Consider the following 19,574-nt stretch of genomic DNA (forward strand, 5'->3'; position numbering starts at 1 on the left):
GAGGGTCAGCACGAAGTTGGCGTCGCGCGCGAGATCGACTCCGGTCGCGCGATGGAGCGCCGCGAGCGCGTCGGTGAAAGGGCCCTGCAGCGACTTGGTGCGGGGGTCGTTCATCCACGAAAAGCCGGCCGGTACCAGAGCGTGAGCGGTCAGCGTCATTCCGCGGCGCTCGAAACCGGCGAGCAGCCCGGGCAGATCGAATCTCTGCTGGTGCTCGATCCGCTTCCTGAGCTTGAACATCGCGTACTTGGCGAAGTAGCCGGCAAAGCGATAGAGCCGGTCGTCGAACGATGCGGCGCGCGGCACCGACAGATAGAGAGTGCCTCCCCGCCGGGTCACGCGCACCAGCTCGTCGCAGCAGCGTTCGAGAGCAGTCACGTGCTCGAGCACATAGTGACAGACGGTGAGATCGAACTGCTCGTCGCGCAACGGCAATTGCGCGAGGTCGGCGCGAAACACGCGGACCTTCGCCGAACGCGGGGGAGGTCCGGGCGGGAACTTGACGTCGAACGCGGTGATCTCGAGATCGTCGCGTAGCGCGTAGTCCCACGAGCCGGGCCCGCAGCCCGAGTCGAGCACGCGCGCGCCCGGGACCTGCGCCGCGATCACCTCGCGCAGGAAGAGCGGCGGATCGAAAGGGCCGCGGTTCGGCTTACGCACCCAGTCGCTCAACCGCGAACCTCCCGGGTGGCGCGCGCCGCGAACTCGGCGGCCGGACGACCCATCGCCGCGTCCCGGAGCGCTCGTGGGATTGCGAGCGCGGCCGCCGGCTGGCCACGCGCGGCGAGCCACGCACCCAGCAATCCCTGTTGCGCGAGAAACGCGGGCAGCCAGGTCAGGCGTGCGAGGCCGTGCGCGTGCCGGGAGAACAGGGTGAGATTCGCGCGCAGCCGCTGGTAGATCTTCCACGGACTTTGATTCCCGCTCGACGCCGACACCTTGTGCCACAGCCGCGCGGTCGGCACGAACAGCAATCGCAAGCCAGCTTCCCGGGCGCGCAGCGACCAGTCGGCGTCCTCGGCGTAGATGAAGTAGCGCTCGTCGAGCAGCCCGACGCGAATCCAGGTTTCCCGACCGGCGAGCAGGCAACAGCCGGTGAGGTAGCCGGTGGGTTCGACCGCGCGGTACTGGCCGCGATCGCGAGCGCGAAGGCCGCGGTGCGCGCCGAAGCCGAGCGCCGGCACGAGCCATCCCCCCGCGTACCAGATGCGGTCGGAGGGCGCCGCGAAGTAGATGAGCGGCGCGGCCGCGCCGGCGGTCGGATCCTGTTCGAGCGCGAGCAGCAGATGCTCGATCAGGCCCGGGTCGGCTTCGGTATCGTTGTTGAGCAGCATCACCGCGTCGGCGCCGGCCGCCAGCGCGCGCCGCAGGCCCTCGTTGTTCCCGCCCGCGAACCGGCGGTTCTCCCCCAGCGCCACGGTCTCGACGTCCGGAAACTCGGCGGCGAGGCTGGCCGCCGATCCGTCGCTCGACCCGTTGTCCACCACCATGACGCGGTGTCGCCAGCCCTCCGGCAGGCGGCAACGCTCGAGCGTCGGCAGCAGGACTCGCGTGTCGGCGAGCCCGTTCCAGTTGAGCACCACCGTGACCAGGGATCTCACCCGCCGCGCGCCTCGGCGTGGCAGGCGGTAGCCGCGCGCCCACCGGCCCACGCCGCGAGCGCGATCAGAAGGGCGAGCGCCAAAGCGAGCGGCAGCGCGGGCACACCTGCGTAGCGCGCGTACAGCCACCACACGTCGATCCCATGCAGCAGCGCGCGCTGCTCGTCGGGGCTGATGCCGAGCCGCGGATCCACGGCGCCGCCCCCGGTGATCACCGGCAGCTCGCCGCGCAGGTGTTCACCGGCGTTGCGTGCCAGCATCTTCCAGTGGCCGGCGATCGGCGAGAATCGTGGATTGAAATGGCTGTCGCTCATGAATCGGGGATCCTCGAGCGGTAGCCGGTACGGATAGTCGCCGGCCTCGCGCATCTGCGCACCAAAGTAGATGAACACTCCGCCGATCTGGACCGCGAGCCCGAGCGCGGCGAGCACCCACGCCCAGCGCTTCATGGCACGGCTCGCGCCATCGAGCGCGAACGCCACCGCCACGAATGCGAGCGGAAGCAGGGGGACCAGGTAACGCGGCCCGAATGAGCCGTCGCCCGCCCAGTGCTCGAACCTGGAGTAGATCAGGAGACCGACGATCCAGCTCGTGACGATTGCGGTCGCGGCGCCGCGCGCTCCGACCGCCCGCGGATTCCGATCGCCGCCCGCCCGGCGCGTCATGCGCGCGAGGCCAGGCACCGCCAGCACGATGGCCGGCGCGAACCAGACGACGCCCTTGCCGCTGGACAAGAGCAGGCCGTAGAGCCCGACCAGCATCGGCGTACGGAATGCCGCCGGCGATACCTGAGCGCCATAGCCGGTTTCAAGCGGCGTGCCGAAGCGCGCGACGTTGTAGACCAGCTGCCCCGCCAGCGCGAGCGCCAGCGCGCCCAGCACCCACGCGAGCCCCGGCACGCGCGCGCCGTCACTGCGGCGAAACAGCAGCGGGAGAAGCGCCGGAATCACCAGCGCGATCAGGACCAGCTTGGCGGATACGGCCAGGAACGCGCCGAGCGCCGCGAGGCGCACCGCGCGCGCATCCCCCGTCAGTGCGCTTGCCGAGCCGCTCAGCGCGAGCAGCATGCCGAGCGCCTCCATCGGCTCGGCCATGAAGCTCTTGGCGTAGACCCAGGTCGGGGTGGTGAAGCCGAGCAGCAGGGCGGCGGCAAGGCTCGCGCCCGCCGAGACGCCGAGCGCGCGCACGCCGGCGTAGAACGCGCCGAGCATCGCCGCGGTCAGAATCGCGTTGAAGAACGAGGCCACGAAGCGCGCGGCGAGCACGCGCCTTTCCGGCGGAAGTCCCGAAGCGCGGGCGGCCGTCTCTCCGGCCGCGACCAGGGGCAGCGCCAGCAGCGCCTGCCCGGCCGCGTTCTTCGAATAGAAGCGCCCGTCGCGCCCCTCCAGCGTGGCGCCTTCCGGCACCGCGACCGAGCCGCGCAGCAGCGCGCTCGACACCTCGAACATCGTGACTTCGTCGCTGCCGGCGATGCGGCCGCCGCCAGTGGCCGCGAACACCAAGAAGGCCGCGAGCGCAAGCCACAACGCCGTTCGACCCGACTGCGCCGACCCGTGCATCTCCGCCTTCATGCCCAACCCCGCGCCGGCTTCAGATCGCCGATCAGCTCCGTCGCCGCCGCGGCCAGCGCGGCCCATGAATGCGCTTGCCTCAACGCATCGACGCCCGCGCTCAGTCGCGACTTCATCTCTTCCGCGAAGTAGCGCACCACCGCGTCGGCGAGTGCGCCGGGATTCTCGGGCGGCACCACCAGGCCCGAGACCTCCGGGGTGACGGTCTCCGCCAACCCTCCGACGTCGGTGGTGATCACGGGCAGACCCAGCGCGTAGGCCACGTGTGTGACGCCACTCTGTGTCGCCGAGCGATAGGGCAGCACCACGACGTCGGCGGCCTTGAAGACGGTCTCGACCTCCGAGTCGGGAAGATAGCGATCCAGGAGCCGCACGGCCGGACCTCGGGGGCCCGGCGTGGCCGATTCGGCGGCCGCAATTCGCGCGCGATACGGCGCGGCGTCCTCGTAGAACTCTCCGGCCACGATCAGCTCGACCGGCCGGCGCGAGCGCACGAGCGGCCAGGCGTCGAGGAGGACGTCGAGCCCCTTGTAGGCGCGGATGTAGCCGAAGAACAGCGCGACCTCGGCATCGGGCGCGATGCCGAGGTGGGCGCGAGCCGAGGCGCGGGTTTCGCGACCGCCGTCGAACTGGGCGTAGAGCGGGTGGAGCACGCGCCGGCGCGGAGCGCCCGGCTTCAGTCGATCGAGGTCGCGTTCCACGCTGTCCGACATCACCAGGTAACCGTCCGAATTTCGCATCATCCAGCGCGTGAGCGCGCGGTCGAACGGGCGGTGTTCATGCGGCACGAGATTGTCGCATACCAGCACCACGCGTGTGCCGCGCGGTCGCAGCGGACCCACCGACGAGGCGAAGGAAGGCGCGAAGAACGGAATCCACCACTTGAGGATGATCGCTCCGGGAGCGAACGCCTCCAAAGACCGCGCGGTGGCGCGCCACGATGCCGGGCCGATCGAGTCGAGCGTTGCCAGGACCGGGAACGAGGGCCTTCGAGTTTCCGAATCGAGCTGCGAGGTGCCGGGAAACAGAAAGCCGGGATACTGTCGAGTGAAGGTCCAGCCGCGCACTTGCGAATCGCGTGCCAGCGATTCGCCCAGCATCGCCAGATACTGCGCCAGGCCTCCGCGCCACGGCGCCAGCGGTCCCAGCAACGCGATCCGCCGTTCGCTCCCTCCGCCGCCGGCTCGTTCGCGGCCCATGACGCCGTCAGCGGCCGCGATAGGTCCAGCTCATCAGCCCGCGCGACTCGAACTGGAACGGCACCACCTGGCCGCCGTGCTTCTCCAGCGCGGCCGCCACGCGATGCTTGCGGTCGAACCGCGTGAGGAAGAGGAAGTAGCCGCCGCCGCCGGCGCCCGGCATCTTGCCGCCGATCGCGCCGGCGCGGCGGGCGATCTGGTAGAGGCGATCCACGTGCCCGGTCGAAATGCCGGCGTCGAGCTTCTTCTTGTTCTCCCAGGCCTGATGCAGCAGCTCGCCGATCCCGTCCACATCGCCGAGCAGGAGCGCGCGCTTCATCTCGAGCGTCTCCTGCTTCAGCCGGTGGAGCGCCTCGACCACCGGAGCCTTGCCCGCCCGATAGGCCGCGGTCTGGCGGTCGATGATGCTGGCCGAGGCGCGCGTCTGCCCCATGTAACACAGCAGCATCCGGTACTCGAGCTCCTGCAGCACGTCGCGGCGGATGCGCAGCGGCGTGACCACGGTTTGTCCGCCGAAGAACTCGATGAAATTGAATCCGCCAAACGCCGCGGCATACTGGTCCTGTCGCCCGCCCGCGAGCTTCATGTCGACGCGCTCGATGCGATAGGCGAGCTCGGCGACATCGTAGCTCTCGAGCGGCCGCGCCAGCCATTCGCGCAAGGCGCCGATCAGCGCCACCACCAGCGTGGACGACGAGCCGAGGCCCGACCCGGGCGGGGCGTCCGAATGCACCCAGAGATCGACGCCGCGCTTCACCTTCATCGCCTTGATCACCGCCTTGATGAGGTCGAGCTGCCCGTCGAAGCGCATGCGCCGCGGGTGGTCGTAGCGCGCCACCAGGTCGTAGTCGAGGCTGGCGAGCGTCAGCTTCGAATCGCGCCGCGGGCGGAGCGAGGCGTAGGCGTACTGATTGATGGTGGCCGACAGCACCATCCCGCCGTGCTCCTCGGGATAGGGCGCAACGTCGGTGCCGCCGCCGCAGAACGAAAGCCGCAGGGGCGCGCGCGCGCGAACGTAGAGCGGCGCCCTCATGAGGCGAATCGCGCCTCCGCCCGCGCCCACTCGGCCGGCGTGCCGATGTCCCAGAACGTCCCGGGCAGCTCGAGCCCGGTGAGGCGGCCCTCGGCGGCGAGCGCCGGAAGCACGTCGCGCTCGAGCGAGGAGGGTCCTGGCGGCAGGCGCCGCCACAGCCAGGGCGCGAACGCGTAGAGTCCCCCGTTCACCCAGGCCGGACCGCGATGCTGCGGGTCCTTCTCGACGAAGCGAGCGATCCGTCCCGCGACGGTCTCGACGCGACCGCGGCTCGCGGCGTCTTCCACGCGATAGAGCGCGATCGTTCCCCACGCGCCCCGCTCCCAGCGGTCGCGCTCCAGCACCCATGGATCGCACTCGGCCAGCGTGTCGCCGTTCACCACCAGTGCCGGTCCGCTCACGTGCGCACGCGCGTGCCACAACGCGCCGCCGGTGCCGAGCGGCTCGGACTCGACCGACCACGCCAGGCGCAGCTCGAATCGCGAACCGTCGCCGATCGCCTGCTGGAGCGCGACCGCGCCGTACCCGGCGCACACCACCGCATCGCGCACGCCGTGCCGCGCCAGCCATTCGAGCTGGCGCGCGATGAAAGGCCGCCCACCGATCGGCGCCAGCGACTTGGGGAGCTCGCCGAACTGCTCGCGAAGCCGGGTGCCGAGTCCGCCGGCGAGGATGAACGCCTTCACTCGTGCTCCAGGTTGAAGCGCCGCCGCTCGGGATAGACGCGCTGGGCTGCGAGATGGGCGATCATCTCGCCCAGCAGCCCCATCAGCACGAACTGGATGCCGAGGATCACCAGCCCGGCACCGACCAGCATGATCGGCCGCACCCGGAGCGGCTCGCCCATCGCCCACTGGATCAGGAACACCAGCGCAATGATCGAGCCGCCGCCGAAGAACAGAAGCCCGATTCGGCCGAACACGTGGAGCGGCTTCAGCGCCGAGGTCGAGATGAACGCCGCGCTCATCAGGTCGAGGAAGCCATTGACGAAGCGCGCCGCGCCGAACTTGCTCTTGCCGTACTTGCGCCGGCGGTGGTGCACCGGCACCTCGGCGACCCGGAAGCCCGCCCAATGCGCGAGCGCCGGCATGAAACGGTGGAACTCGCCGTACACGTCGAGGGCCTGCGTCACTTCGCGGCGATAGAGCTTGAAGCCGCAATTGAAATCGTGAAGGCGCACGCCCGACACCCACGACGTCACCGCATTGAACAGCTTCGACGGCAGGGTCTTGCTGATCGGATCCTGGCGACTTTGCTTCCACCCCGACACCAGGTCGTAGCCTTCGTCGAGCTTCGCCATCAGCTTGCCGAGTTCGGCCGGATCGTCCTGAAGGTCGGCATCCATGGTGAAGACCAGCGCGCCGCGCGCCACGCGGAATCCGGTGGCGAGCGCCGCCGACTTGCCGAAGTTGCGGCGCAGCGAGACCCCGCGAATCCTCGAGTCCCCCGCCGCCAGCGTTGCGATCGCGGCCTCGGTGCCGTCGCGCGAGCCGTCGTCCACGAGCACGATTTCCCAACTCCTGCCGGTCGCGTCGAGCGCCGCGGACAGCTCGCGGCAGAGTTCCGGAAGGCTGTCGGCCTCGTTCAGGGCCGGCACCACCACCGAGAGTTCGAGAGCGTCGCTCATGCGCGACTCCCGGCGACGAGCGCACGCGCCCAGTCGGCCTCGGCGGCGAGTCCCGTCTCGATCGGAGTCGAGGGCGTGAAACCGAGTTCCTGCGCGATGCGAGAAGCGTCGGCCCGGGTGCGGAGCGGATCGCCGGGAGGTCGCGGCTCGAACCGCAGGTCGGCTTTGAGGCCGAGCGCCGATTCCAGGATCCGAATGGCCTCCAGCACCTCGACCTGCGAGCCGCCGCCGACGTTGTACACGCCCTGGGCGGCGCTGCGCTTCCAGGCCCGCAAGTTCGCCTCGATCGCGTCGTCGATGAAGGTGAAGTCGCGCGACTGGCGACCGTCCCCGAACACCGCGATCGGCTCGCCGCGCAGCATCGCGCGGCAGAAACGATGGAACGCCATGTCGGGCCGCTGGCGCGGACCGTAGACGGTGAAGTAGCGGAGCGCGGAAACCGGAAGTCCAAAATTGCGGCCGTAGAGCAGCACCAGATGCTCGCCGGCGAGCTTGGTCACGCCGTAGGGCGAGAACGGCCGCGGAAGCAGGGTCTCGGGCGTCGGATAGCGCTCAGCGTCTCCGTACACGGACGAGGACGACGCATACACGAACCGCTCGAGTTTCGCGTCACGATAGCGTTCGAGCAGGCGCTGCGTGGCGAGTACGTTGTGGTGCGTGTAGGTGGCGAACTCCGCTCCCCACGAGGCGCGCACTCCGGCCTGCGCTGCCTGGTGGAAGACCACCGACACGTCGGGCAACCCGGCCAGATCGTCGCGCCCGAGATCCAGCTCGAGCAGCGTGAAGCCGGGTCGGGCGCGCGCGCCTTCGAGATTGCGACGCTTGAGCGCCGGATCGTAGTAGTCGGTGAAACAATCCACTCCGGTGACGCGCGCGCCCTCGTTCAGCAGGCGGTCACACAGGTGCGAGCCGATGAAGCCCGCGGCTCCCGTCACCAGCGCGTGGGTCATGCGTCCTCCTCGGCTCGGTTCGAGAGCGCCCCCTCAGGGCAGCGTGGGTAGCGTGGGTTGCGGCAGGCGGGCCGGCGTCTTCGCGCCACCCAGCTCGCGACGGCGGGATTCGAGCAGATCGCGCGCCTGGTTGTCGGTGGGGTGCGACGCCACCCAGCGGTCGAGATAGCTCAAGCTTCGCTCCCGCTGCCCGTGATCCCAGAGCGCCAGGTAGGCCCCGTAGTAGGGCAGGTTGTAACTCGGATCGATCTGGATGGCGGCGTCGAACTGCTGAACGCCCTCTTCCAGCCGATTCCGATACAGCAGCGTCACTCCGTAGTAATAGCGGGCCTCGGGATTGCCCGGATTCTTCTCGGCCAGGCGCTGGAACAGGTTCAGGGCCTTGGTGGTGTCCCCCGCGTCCATGTAGAAGCCGCCGAGCGGAATCAGCACCTCGGTGTAGTCGGGGAACATCCGGGCCACACGCTCCATCTCGGCGATTCCGCGGCCCACCTCGCCGTGGCGGCGATACCAGAAGGCGAGCTGGAGATGCGCGGCCGCGTAGTTCCGCGACAGCGTGGCGGCATTGTCGTCCTTGTACACCCGGGTGTTCCACGACCCGTCGGCGTTGAACAGGCCGCCGTACTTGAACACATGGTAGAGCGAATGACTCGTCACCGGCTCGTCGACCTCGTCCTGGAGCGTGTCCTGGTTCACCCGGTACACCAGTCCCTCGAGCGTGAAGTACTTGTCGAGTCCGGCGTGCTCGGGGACGGTGACTGCGAAGTACGGCTGCTTGCTCCATTTCCCGCCCGGCAGCCTGGCGCTCGACAGGATGTTGTGGACCATCGCTTCGTTGGTGTAGACGGGATGGCCGTCGGCGGTGATGACGTAGCCCTCCTGGCTCAAGCCGGCCCCCTGCCGCGCGTACATCGCCACCAGCGAATCGATGTCGGGGCTCCGGCCGTGGCCGATGTATTTGAGCGCGCCCGAATCGAGGCTCTCATCGACCTCCTGATCGGTAAGCCGGATCGGAACCTTCGGCTCCTCGTCGCGGAGCTGCTTGATGTACCAGCCGGTGTTGAGAAGGCTCATGTTCACCACGCGCACGTCCTTCCGCCAGTTCTCCACCTGCTGGATGTACCAGAGCGGGAAGGTATCGTTGTCGCCGTTGGTGAAAATGAAGGAGTTGGGGGCGAGCGGCGCCAGCATGTTGTAGGCATAGTCGTGCGCCACGTAGTTCCCGCGGCGATCGTGCGTGTACCACAGGCTGCGCGCCACCAGGATCGGGAGGAGCGCGAGCATCGCCGCCGTGCCCACGGTCACCCACTTGCGCTGCGCGCCATCCGGGAACGATTCGCGGACCCACTGGATCAGCCAGGCGATTCCCATGCCGATCCAGATCGCGTAGACGTGGTAGCCGGTGGTGAAGAAGTAATCGCGATCCCGCACCTCGTGATCGGTGAAGTTGAGGAAGATGATCATGAGCACGGTGCCGAACAGGAACAGACCCATCATGGTCAGAAAGCTGATCCGGTCCTTGCGGCTCCACCAGCACCCGACCAGGCCCAGCGCCATCGGCAGCAGGAACTGGAACCATTTCGGCTCCTGGCGCCGCGAACCGGTCTCGTCGAGCGCCGGGCTGGGAGTGAGCGGCCACTGTCGTTTCCAGTAACGCCAGAATTCCTTGTCGAGCTGTGCCGACCACGGACCGCGCCGCTCGAACATGCTGGTCTGTCCATACTGCTTGCGCTCGAGCAAATCGCGCAGCGCGCCCCAGTTCGACGGCGCCCCTTCGTTGATGGCGGGGTGTTGGGCGGCGCGGATCGGCAGATAGAGATGCGTCGAATAGCCCACCACCATCAGGCCGATCGCGAGCAGGATCACCCGGGCTTCGCGCTGGCGGCCGAACATGAATACCAGCGGCCCCAGCACGCCGACCGCAGAGATCATGCCGGTGATCGCGGTGAAGTTGGCGTCGGTGAAGGCGGGCCGCAGGCCGACCGCCGCGCACACGGCCGCCCCCAGCCACACCATCCAGTGGAGCTTGCGCTGGAAGACGTAGAGCAGGTAGGTGGCCATCGACAGCAACAGAATCACGCCGATCATTCGTTCGAGGCCGAAGGTCACGGTGAGAACGGTCAGCAGCGGCATGCTGAGAGCGATTGCGGCGCGTTGGTCCACCAGCCATACCAGGATCACGAGCGGGAAGCCCATCATCGCCACACTGAGATGGAGTCCCACGCACAGCCACATGACATACACGCACAGCATCATCGGCGCCAGCGTCGGCCGCTTGTCGTGCGCCTCCCACCACTTGAATCCGAGCCACAGCGTGCCGATCTGGGCAAGGCTCGACATCGAGTAGACCTCGGCCTCGATCGCGTTTTCCCAGAAATTGTCCGAGAACAGCAGCATCGCGGCGCCGAGCACGGCGCCGATCTGCGCGATCCACTCCTGCTCATAGGGCAGCGGCGTGCCGCCGCCGGCTTCCACGACCGGCGTGGTCAGACCCGCCTTTTCGGAAGCCTTGGCCGGGCGCGAACGCCGCATCGCCAGCCGGATCAAGCGCAGATTGACGAGGTACGTGATCATCGCCGCCAGCGACGAGGCGATCGCCGACAGCCCGTTCAGCCGCTGCGCGATGGAGCCGATCGGAACCAGCGACGCCAGGCGCCCGATGAGCACGTAGAACGGGGTGCCCGGCGGATGAGGAATTCCGAGGATGGCGGAGACGGCGATGAACTCGCCGGAGTCCCAGAACGGGACGGTGGGCGTGAGCGTGATGAGATAGATGCAGGCCGCGAGCAGGAAGACGCCCAGCGCCACCCAGGGCGTGGGGCGTCGTGTCCCGTCCATCAAGTGGACCTCCGAAGCTTCCGAGCCTCGTTCCTTCGGCGGGGGATCCGCACGAGGAAGATGAGCGCGCCCAGCAGGCTGACCGCAACCGCGACCAGGTAGGTGGTGAATTGGAGCGAGAAGGCCGCCGCGCGGCCGACACCCACCAGTCCGAACAGAACCACACCCGCGCCTTCGCGCAGTCCGATTCCGTTGAACGAAATGGGCAGCGAGATTATCACTGCGAGCAGCGGCACGAAAAGAAAGAAGTACGGCAACGGCACGTTGAGCCCGAAGGAGCGCGCCACCAGCACGTGAACGCCGATGCGCGCCACCTGGACCACCACCGCCACGCCCAGAACTTCGAGCAGCAGGGTGCGCTGGCCGCGGAATCCGGCCAGATTGCGGGCCAGCTCGTCGAGATGGGGCTTCAGCCGGCCGAGTCCCACGCGGGTCAGGACGGATTCAAGCGTGTCCAGAAATCGTGGATGGAGCAGAGCCCAGAGGAAGATCGCGCTCAAGGCGAAGAACGCCACCAGCGCCAGGTAGGCGATCGAGAGGTGGAAGCGGTCGATGGCCGGCAGCGTGGTCACCAGCGCCAGCCCCGCCAGCGCGAGCGTCCCCATGGCGCGATCCATCATCACCGTGGAGATCGCCGCCGCGCGAGTGCGGCTATGGCGCGAGGCGTCGGCGACTCGCGCGATGTCGCCGCCGATGTTGGCGGGCAGGAAATTGTTGAAGAACAATCCGACGTGATAGTAGGCGCAGACTTTCCAGAGCGGAATCCGGATCTCGATCGCGGCGAGCAGCCGCCACCACTGGTAGGCGCCCAGCAGATTGCTGGCGATCATCACCGAGCCCGCCGCGATCAACCAGTTGCGGTCGGCGTGACTCAGCGCCTGCGCGACCTCGTGCGCCGGGATACGCCGGAACAGAAACGTCATCAGCGCCCCGCTGAGCGCGAGCTTGACGACGAGGATCAGCGTGGTGCGTACGCGCGCCGGGAGGCTCACGTGCCACCCTTCAGGGCGCCGAGCAAGGCGTCGAACGAGACACGTGCGCACTCGGGCCACGTGAAGCGCGCCGCCCAGGCGCGCCCGGCGGTCCCCAGTCGCTCGCGCAGCACGGAATCGCAGAGCACCCGCGACAGGGCGGCGGCGAGCGCCCGATCATCGGCGTAGGGCACCAGCAATCCGGTCTCGTCGCGTTTCACCGAGTCGCGAAGCCCCGGACTGTCGGCCGCGACCACCGCGGTGCCGCAGGCGCCGGCCTCGACCACGGTGAGACCCCAACCCTCCTTCGGCGAAGGCTGGACCAGCACCCACGACTCCTGCAGCTTCCGCACCTTTTCGTTCGCGTTCATGAATCCCAGGAACTCGACCGACTCGCCCAGCTGCTCTCGCTCGGCCACACGCTCGAGCGCCTCGCGATGCGGCCCGTCGCCCACCACCATCAGGCGTGCTCCGGGCACCTGCTCGCGCACCAGCGGCCAGACTCGCATCACCCAGTCCACCCCCTTGTAGCGCCGCAGTCGTCCGATGTAGAGCACAGTGGGATCGGGGGTCTTGGCGACCGCGGGATCCACCCGGTAGCGGTCGTGATCGAGTCCACAATGAACCACGCTCACCTGCGAGCGCGGAATGCCGCGCGCGACCAGATCGTCGCGCGTGCTCTCTGAAATCGCCAGGAACGGCGAGTGCCGATAGGCGATCGGAATCAGGGCCTCGAGCAGCTGGACGTAAACCGCCACCGGGAAGGAAGCCTCTCGAAACGCGGTGGTTCCGAACAGGTGCGGCACGATCGCGGCCACGCGCGCGCGCGTCCACCACGGCGTGAAGCAGGGTGCCTTGTTGATGTCTTCGAGAATGAGATCCGGCGCCGGACTCGAGAATTCGCGGCGCAGCACTCCCGGCAGGATCAGATTGAAGTCCCACCAGTCGCCCCGGCGAACGATCCGCATGCCTCGATGCACGGCCTCGGTCGTGCCGCCGCGGAACCCGGTGGCCAGCCAGGTGACCTCCCAGCCCCGGCGCACCGCCTCGAGCAAGATTTCCTCGAGGTGCAGCTCCGCCCCTCCGGCTTCGGGGTGATGAGGATCGCGAAAATTGACGGCCAGCAGCCGGGGCGCGCTCACGCCTTCACGCCCACCGTGCCGATCACGTGACAGGTGTAGAGGCCGAAGCGGGTGCGCGCCAGCGCGCGGCGCAGCGGCGCCGTCCCGTTCCACCACCAGCGCAGCGCGGCGGGCTCGAGCGGAAGATCGACGTGCAGCGTTCGCCGGAGCGCTTCACGAAACACGCGATAGCCGAGCCCCGGCACCATCCAGTCGCCGTAGCTGCGACGGATGGTCAGGCCGGCCTCGCGCATGCGTCGTTCGAGCCCGGCCGCCGTGAACTGAGTCTCCCAGCCCGCGAACCAGACATTGAGCGCGATCATCATCTGCTTCATCACCGTGTAGAGGTGAAAGGTCTGGGGTACGTCGACCACGACGCGTCCGCCCGAACGCGTGACCCGGACGTTCTCGCGGAGCAACGGCAGGGGGTCTCGGAAGTGTTCCAGCAATCCCTGGTGGTGCACCACGTCGACGCTGCCGTCGCGAAACGGCATCGCCAGGGCGTCGGCGCGCACCAGATGAACGGGAATCCCGAGGGTCGCGGCCTGCCGCTTCACCAGCTCGAGCGAGGCGGGAGAATAGTCGAGAACGATTCCAATCGCGCCCGCACGCACCAGCTCGAGCGTGTCGCGGCCCGAGCCGGCGCCGACCTCGAGCACCACGCGTCCGCGCACGTCGCCATCGGCCTGGACTTCGCGCGCCAGCCGGCCGCCGGTCGAATAGGTTCGGTCGAGATCGGCGTGGTCCTTCCAGTAGGACTCCCAGTGATCCAGCGTCGAGGAGCGCGCGGGTGGACGGGCAGCGACCGTCATGAGTTCACTCGCCCCAGCGGAGGCGTTCGGCCAGAAATGCCGGCAGTCCTGCCTCTCGAATGCGCGTGCCGGCGGCCTCGACGTCGTATTCGAGACGCACGTGCTCGAGCGAGCGCGCCGCGTCGTCCCACAGCAGGTAGGCGGCTCGCGGGTCGCCATCGCGCGGCTGTCCGACGCTGCCGACGTTGACCAGGAAGCGCCTCCCCGGCTCCATGCCGATGCGCGCCTGCCGCGTGTAGACCGATCGGCGGCCGTCGAACACGAAGGTGCCCGGATAGTGCGAGTGGCCGATGAAGCACAGGTCCTCGGATATGCCGCGCAGCTCGAAATCGGCCTCGGCCGGCGACAGGACGTAGTGCCACGATTCGGGTTCCGAGGGCGAAGCGTGCACGAGTCGCGCGCCGCGCCACCCGAGCTGGTAGGGCAGCGACTCGAGGTAGGCGGCGTTCGCAGGAGTGAGCTGCTCGGCGGTCCAGCGGGCGGCGCTGGCCGCCTCGTGATTGAACCCTTCGAGGGACGTGCGACCGAGCGCCGCGTCGTCGTGATTGCCGATCACCGCCCCCTCGATCAGGGGACGCACGCGCTCGATGCACGGATTCGGCGACGCGCCGTAGCCGACGAAGTCGCCGAGGCAAACCATCGCGTCGGGCTTCCGGCGCTCGAGATCCGCGAGCACGACTTCGAGCGCCTCGAGATTGGCGTGGATGTCCGAGATCACGGCGAGCAGCATCTCAGAATTCTCCCGGCCGCAACGCCCGCGCCACCCGGTCGAGCACGCCGTTGACGAAACGCCCCGACTCTTCGCTTCCATAGAGCCGCGCGATATCGATGGCCTCGTCGAGGATCACACGCGCCGGCGTTCCGGGCCGCCCCATCAGCTCGGCGACGCCCACCCGCAGCACCGAGCGATCCGTGGCGGCCAGCCGTGCCAGCGGCCAGTGCTCGACCGCCGCCGACAGATGCTGGTCCACCTCCGCGCCCTGCCGCTCGAGCACCGAGACGACGTCGGCCACCAGTCGCGATTGATCCTCGCTCAGTCGCTCGACGTCATGACGGGTCTTCCACGCGTCGGCGTAGCTGTCCTGAGCGACGTCGGCCTGATAGGCGACGCGGAACGCGGCCTCGCGCGCCCGCCGGCGGCTGCTCTCGGCGCCGCCGGTCACCGGCCCGCCGCGGCGCGCTTGAGGCGCGCCATCTGAATCGCGGCCAGCGCCACTTCGGCGCCGCGGTTGCCGAGCGTGCCGCCGGTGCGAGCCGCCGCCTGATCGGCATCGTATGCGGCAAGCACGCCGTTCAGCACCGGGACGCCGGTGTCGAGCCCCACGCGCAGCAGCCCGTTCGAGGCCGCGTCCGCCACCAGCCGGAAGTGCTCGGTCTCGCCGCGAATCACGACGCCGAACGCCAGCACCGCGTCGAACCGGCCGCTGTCCGCCGCCCAGCGGCACGCGAGCGGCAGCTCGAAGGAGCCCGGCACCCACCAGCGCTCGAGCTGCGGCTCCGACGCGCCCCGGAGCTTCAGCACCTCGACGGCGGCGTCGGTCAGTCGCCGCACGTAGGCTTCGTTGAAGCGCGCCGCCACCAGCGCGAAGCGCAGGTCGCGGGCGTCGAGGTCACCGGCGCGCTCGATCATGTCTCCCCCAGCTTCAGGTCGAGCAGATGTCCGAGCTTGTCACGCTTGGTGGCCAGATAGCGCCGATTGTGGCGCGTCGGCGGCAGCTCGATCGGCGCTCGCTTCACGATCTGCAGCCCGTAGGCTTCGAGACCCACGATCTTTCGGGGATTGTTGGTGAGCAGCTCGATCTCGCGCACGCCGAGATCGGCGAGGATCTGGGCGCCGATGCCGTAGTCGCGGAGATCGGCGGGGAACCCGAGCTTGACGTTGGCCTCGACCGTGTCGAGCCCGCGATCCTGCAGCGCGTAGGCCTTGAGCTTGTTGGCGAGCCCGATGCCGCGCCCTTCCTGGCGCAGGTAGAGAAACACCCCGCGCTTGCGGGTCGCGATCGCCTTCAGAGCTGCGTGCATCTGCGGGCCGCAATCGCAGCGCATCGATCCGAACACGTCACCGGTCAGGCACTGAGAGTGAACACGCACCAGCACCGGGCCGCCGCGATTCACGTCGCCCTTCACCAGCGCCACGTGATGGTCACCCTCGAGCCGGCTCTGATAGAGATGCAGCTGGAACTCTCCGTGCGGCGTCGGCAGCGGCACCGAGACCACGCGCTCGACGAGCACCTCGCGACGCCGACGATAAGCGATCAGATCCTGGATCGTGAGGATCCCGAGCCCGTGCCGGCGCGCGAAGCGCTCGAGCTCGGGCAGGCGCATCATGCGGCCGTCGTCGGCCAGCACTTCGCAGAGCGCGCCGACCGGGCGCAGCCCCGCCAGCCGGCACAGGTCGGGTACCGCCTCGGTGTGGCCGGCGCGGCGCAGGACGCCGCCCGGCACCGCGCGAAGCGGGAAGACATGCCCCGGGCGATCGAGGTCGTCGGGACGGGTGCGCGGACTGGCCAGCGCGCGAAGCGTCCGGGTGCGATCGAACACCGAGGTTCCGGTGGTGGTGCCGCGCCGGACGTCGACCGATTCGGTGAACGGCGTGCCGTAGCGCGCGGTGTTCTTGCTCACCATGAGCTTGAGCCCGAGGCGGTCGGCCTCCTGAGGCTCCATCGGCGCGCACAGGATGCCGCGGCCGTGCTTGACCGCGAAGTTGACCAGTCGGGGCGTCGCTTTCTCGGCGGCAAACACGACGTCGCCCTCGTTCTCGCGATCCGCATCGTCCACCACTACGATCATGCGCCCGGATCGAATACGCTCGATGGCCGCGTCGACGGTCAGGAACACACCGCCCCGTCGGGCGCGCCCCGGGATTCCCCGCTTCGCCTTCATCGCGATCCCTCGAGGCGCCCGCTGGCTTCGAGCAGCCGGGCCACATAGCGGGCCATCAGATCGACCTCGAGGTTGACACGACGGCCCGGGGCGTAGCTGCCGGCGGTGGTCACCGCGAGCGTGTGCGGAATGTAGGCGATCTCGCAAGTAGTCCCCCGGCACGCGGCGACCGTGAGGCTCACGCCGTCCACCGCCAGCGAGCCCTTTTCGGCCACCAGCGGCGAGAGCTCGCCCGGAAGCTCGAGCCGCACCCGCCGCCCATCGCCCTCGGGATCCACGGCCACGACCCGCCCGACGCCGTCCACATGACCCTGCACCAGATGTCCTCCCAGCCTCGAATCCAGCCGCAGCGACCGCTCGAGATTCACTTCGGTCCCGGCGCTCCAATCACCGAGGGTGGTGCGCCGCAGGGTTTCGGGCACCGCCTCGACCACCATTCGATGCGCGCCGATCTCGATCGCGGTGAGGCAGCAGCCGTCCACCGCGATGCTGTCCCCCCGACTGGAACCTTTGAACACGGTGGGGGACGAGATCTCGAATCGCCGACCCGCCGGGCGTTCTTCGATCCGCTCGACCCGTCCGCGCTCCTCAATCAGCCCGGTGAACACGAGTTCCTTCCATTTCCAGAGTGAGACGAACGTCGGCCCCGACCCGCCTGAGCTCGGCGAACCGTCCGCGGATCGCGCGCGGCAGCGCGCGGCGGCCGAGCGCCGCGCTCCAGCCCCGCCCCGGACCCAGCACGAGCGGGGCTCCAAACAGGACGATGCGGTCCACCAGGCCGTCTTCCAGCCAGCTCGAACCGAGCGCGCCGCCGCTCTCCATCAGCACTTCGTAGCAGCCGGCCCGGGCAAGACGCCGCGCCAGCGCGCGCGGATCGACCCCGCCGCGCTTCTCGGCCAGGCTCCACACCTCGATGCCTCGCGCTTCGAGCGCACGCCGGCGCGCGCCCCGCGCCGAGCGGCCGCACGCCACCACCGTTCCCGCCGCGAGCCGCCGCGAGAACAAGCGCAGCGCGAGCGGCAGGCGAAGCCGCGTGTCGCACACCACGCGCAGCGGCTGGAGCCGAGCGCCAACTTCACGCGCCGTGAGCCGCGGATCGTCGGCGCGCGCGGTCCCGGCGCCGATCAGGATCGCATCGCTCGCCGCTCGCAGCCGATGCCCCTCACGGCGCGCGCTCGCCCCGGTGATCCAGCGCGAGCGGCCGCGCGCGTCGGCCACCGCCCCGTCCAGGGTCGCGGCCACCTTCCAGGTGACGCGCGGCCGCCCCGCACGATGAGCGAGCCAGTAGCCGGCGAGCTGGGCCCGCGCTTCCTCCGCGAGCAGCCCGACCTCGACGCGAATTCCCGCGGCGCGCAGCGCCCGAATGCCCCGCCCGTTCACGATCGCGTGCGGATCGCTTTGGGCCACCACGCAGCGCCGGATGCCGGCGCGGATCAATGCGGTCGAGCAGGGCGGCGTGCGCCCGGCATGGGCGCAGGGCTCAAGCGTGACGTAGAGGGTGGCGCCTCGCGCCCGATCGCCGGCGGCACGAAGCGCCACCGCCTCGGCGTGATCGAGCCCGGCGGCCCGATGCCAGCCCTCGCCCACGATCCGGCCGCCGCGCACCAGCACCGCGCCCACGATCGGGTTGGGGCGCGTGCGGCCGCGGCCTCGCTCGGCGAGCCGCAGCGCGCGCTCCATGAAGCGCCGGTCATCCTCTCGAGCCGAGATGCGTCACCTCCCAGGAACAAAATGAAACAGCCCCGTGGCGCCTGGCCACGGGGCGTGTGCCGTCGTCCGGATCCGCCGGGCACGGCGGAGCCACGCTCCTTCTCTCATCCCGACTGTCACGGTCGGCTCCGGAGTCGCACCGGATCTGCGAGAAACGGCCCGGGAAACCCGGTATCCCGGTGCCCTGAACCGCCTCCGCTCGCGGGCTGTACCGCCGGTGGGGACTTTGCACCCCGCCCCGAAGGAAACGCAGGCCGGGGAGAATAACGGCCGGAACACTCGGGGGTCAAAAAGCGGACGGGGGACGCGTTCCGCGCCCCCCGCTTTGCCGGTGGACTGTTGGGAATTCGCCGGACGGATCACGCCGTCAAGCGACACGCCGTCCTAGCGGACAGCCACCTCCGCGATCCACATCTGAGCTTTAGACAATGGACCACCTCCTTTCCGCGTCCGATCAAGGTAGGGAGTGCCGGGAATATCGTCAACGCGAAAGTGAAGGTGATGGAGAGGCGGTCGGCCGCGGAACGGCGAGCTCCGCTCAGTAGTAGAACCCCAGCCGGATCGCGAAGTGCGGCCAGTCCTCGCCGGGCAGGAAGACCTGCCTCCCGCTCACGATCAGAGCGACGCGCACCGGCGCCGGCTTCTGCTTCATGAACGCCAGGTCCACCGCCGCGGTCGCGCCGTTCTCGTCGCGCGCCAGATCGAGGAACGAGGCGCCGCCGACCGCGGTCGAGATCGCGGCGCGCACGTGGGTGATGCCGGGGCCCACCGAGACGCGCGCGAGCGGCCCCCAGTTGGAGGTCCAGTGCAGGAAGGCGATCGCCTCGACCGAGCTGTAGTCGAGATTGGCGTTGAACGAGCCCCGCTCGACGCTCTGCGTTCCGTAGAAGGAAAAGCCCAGGTCGACGCCGGCATGGAAACGCGAGGCGACCGGATAATCCACGCCGGCCCCGAAACCGATCGATCCGCCCGGCGCGTCGCTGATCATCAGCTTCTCGTAGCCGACGCCGAGGTGGCCGCCGAGCTTGCTGAGCGTGAACGCCGAAGCCGGGCCCGCGAAGGCGAGCAGCGCGCAGCCGAGGGCAACGCCGGCGAAGAGCCCCCCGGTGCGGACGCCGACGGGCGCGTGCTTCATTTGTTGAATCGGATCTCGAGACATTCGCCGTCCTGCACCTCGTAGGCCCGGCCTTCCAGCCGCAGCCAGCCCTTCTCGCGGGCCTTGGCCTCGCTCCCGGCCTCGAGCAGCTTCTCCCATCCG

General features: G+C 69.3%; 19 protein-coding genes and 1 riboswitch. All 19 genes read right to left on the reverse strand.

The window, feature by feature from the left end; translation table 11 throughout:
• On the reverse strand, positions 1 to 660 hold a 660-nt coding region (locus VMJ70_09035; protein ID HTO91261.1), incomplete at its 3' end, for a class I SAM-dependent methyltransferase.
• An 8-nt stretch (positions 661 to 668) separates the two neighbouring features.
• Positions 669 to 1,601 carry a glycosyltransferase family 2 protein gene (locus VMJ70_09040; GenBank protein HTO91262.1) on the reverse strand — a complete coding sequence of 311 codons (933 nt, stop codon included), beginning with the start codon at positions 1,599 to 1,601 and terminating at the stop codon, positions 669 to 671.
• Complete coding sequence (locus VMJ70_09045) at positions 1,598 to 3,172, reverse strand: hypothetical protein (GenBank protein ID HTO91263.1); 1,575 nt, start codon at positions 3,170 to 3,172, stop codon at positions 1,598 to 1,600. Before VMJ70_09045 ends, VMJ70_09040 begins: the two co-directional genes overlap by 4 nt.
• Positions 3,169 to 4,371, reverse strand: coding sequence for a glycosyltransferase (locus VMJ70_09050; GenBank protein ID HTO91264.1), 1,203 nt, complete (start codon positions 4,369 to 4,371; stop codon positions 3,169 to 3,171). The genes VMJ70_09045 and VMJ70_09050 overlap by 4 nt, the downstream gene beginning before the upstream one ends.
• Before the next feature lie 7 nt (positions 4,372 to 4,378).
• A complete protein-coding gene (locus VMJ70_09055) occupies positions 4,379 to 5,404 on the reverse strand; it encodes a hypothetical protein (GenBank protein HTO91265.1) in 1,026 nt (341 codons plus the stop codon).
• On the reverse strand, positions 5,401 to 6,090 hold the full coding sequence (locus VMJ70_09060) for a sugar phosphate nucleotidyltransferase (GenBank protein ID HTO91266.1): 690 nt from the start codon (positions 6,088 to 6,090) through the stop codon (positions 5,401 to 5,403). Before VMJ70_09060 ends, VMJ70_09055 begins: the two co-directional genes overlap by 4 nt.
• Complete coding sequence (locus VMJ70_09065) at positions 6,087 to 7,031, reverse strand: glycosyltransferase family 2 protein (GenBank protein HTO91267.1); 945 nt, start codon at positions 7,029 to 7,031, stop codon at positions 6,087 to 6,089. The genes VMJ70_09060 and VMJ70_09065 overlap by 4 nt, the downstream gene beginning before the upstream one ends.
• On the reverse strand, positions 7,028 to 7,981 hold the full coding sequence (locus tag VMJ70_09070) for an NAD-dependent epimerase/dehydratase family protein (protein HTO91268.1): 954 nt from the start codon (positions 7,979 to 7,981) through the stop codon (positions 7,028 to 7,030). The genes VMJ70_09065 and VMJ70_09070 overlap by 4 nt, the downstream gene beginning before the upstream one ends.
• Before the next feature lie 33 nt (positions 7,982 to 8,014).
• Positions 8,015 to 10,819, reverse strand: a complete 2,805-nt coding sequence (locus VMJ70_09075; protein ID HTO91269.1) for a DUF2723 domain-containing protein — start codon at positions 10,817 to 10,819, stop codon at positions 8,015 to 8,017.
• Positions 10,819 to 11,811, reverse strand: a complete 993-nt coding sequence (locus VMJ70_09080) for a lysylphosphatidylglycerol synthase transmembrane domain-containing protein (GenBank protein ID HTO91270.1) — start codon at positions 11,809 to 11,811, stop codon at positions 10,819 to 10,821. The genes VMJ70_09075 and VMJ70_09080 overlap by 1 nt, the downstream gene beginning before the upstream one ends.
• Positions 11,808 to 12,932, reverse strand: a complete 1,125-nt coding sequence (locus VMJ70_09085; protein HTO91271.1) for a glycosyltransferase family 4 protein — start codon at positions 12,930 to 12,932, stop codon at positions 11,808 to 11,810. The genes VMJ70_09080 and VMJ70_09085 overlap by 4 nt, the downstream gene beginning before the upstream one ends.
• Entirely contained in the window at positions 12,929 to 13,723 is a 795-nt protein-coding gene (locus VMJ70_09090) for a class I SAM-dependent methyltransferase (protein HTO91272.1), read from the reverse strand. Before VMJ70_09090 ends, VMJ70_09085 begins: the two co-directional genes overlap by 4 nt.
• A 4-nt stretch (positions 13,724 to 13,727) precedes the next feature.
• A complete protein-coding gene (locus tag VMJ70_09095) occupies positions 13,728 to 14,453 on the reverse strand; it encodes a metallophosphoesterase family protein (protein HTO91273.1) in 726 nt (241 codons plus the stop codon).
• A gap of 1 nt (position 14,454) precedes the next feature.
• On the reverse strand, positions 14,455 to 14,886 hold the full coding sequence (gene nusB / locus VMJ70_09100; GenBank protein HTO91274.1) for a transcription antitermination factor NusB: 432 nt from the start codon (positions 14,884 to 14,886) through the stop codon (positions 14,455 to 14,457).
• Positions 14,883 to 15,353 (reverse strand): 6,7-dimethyl-8-ribityllumazine synthase, encoded by a 471-nt coding sequence (gene ribH, locus VMJ70_09105; protein ID HTO91275.1) that lies wholly within the window; start codon positions 15,351 to 15,353, stop codon positions 14,883 to 14,885. The genes nusB and ribH overlap by 4 nt, the downstream gene beginning before the upstream one ends.
• Positions 15,350 to 16,606 carry a bifunctional 3,4-dihydroxy-2-butanone-4-phosphate synthase/GTP cyclohydrolase II gene (locus tag VMJ70_09110; protein HTO91276.1) on the reverse strand — a complete coding sequence of 419 codons (1,257 nt, stop codon included), beginning with the start codon at positions 16,604 to 16,606 and terminating at the stop codon, positions 15,350 to 15,352. The genes ribH and VMJ70_09110 overlap by 4 nt, the downstream gene beginning before the upstream one ends.
• Positions 16,603 to 17,214, reverse strand: coding sequence for a riboflavin synthase (locus VMJ70_09115; GenBank protein HTO91277.1), 612 nt, complete (start codon positions 17,212 to 17,214; stop codon positions 16,603 to 16,605). The genes VMJ70_09110 and VMJ70_09115 overlap by 4 nt, the downstream gene beginning before the upstream one ends.
• A complete protein-coding gene (gene ribD / locus VMJ70_09120) occupies positions 17,195 to 18,316 on the reverse strand; it encodes a bifunctional diaminohydroxyphosphoribosylaminopyrimidine deaminase/5-amino-6-(5-phosphoribosylamino)uracil reductase RibD (GenBank protein HTO91278.1) in 1,122 nt (373 codons plus the stop codon). Before ribD ends, VMJ70_09115 begins: the two co-directional genes overlap by 20 nt.
• Positions 18,317 to 18,408: 92 nt before the next feature.
• Positions 18,409 to 18,566, reverse strand: a riboswitch (FMN riboswitch).
• Between the two features lie 288 nt (positions 18,567 to 18,854).
• A complete protein-coding gene (locus tag VMJ70_09125; protein ID HTO91279.1) occupies positions 18,855 to 19,451 on the reverse strand; it encodes a hypothetical protein in 597 nt (198 codons plus the stop codon).
• Between the last annotated feature and the right edge of the window lie 123 nt (positions 19,452 to 19,574).

The sequence above is a fragment of the Candidatus Sulfotelmatobacter sp. genome (assembly GCA_035498555.1).
Taxonomy (GTDB): domain Bacteria; phylum Eisenbacteria; class RBG-16-71-46; order RBG-16-71-46; family RBG-16-71-46; genus DATKAB01.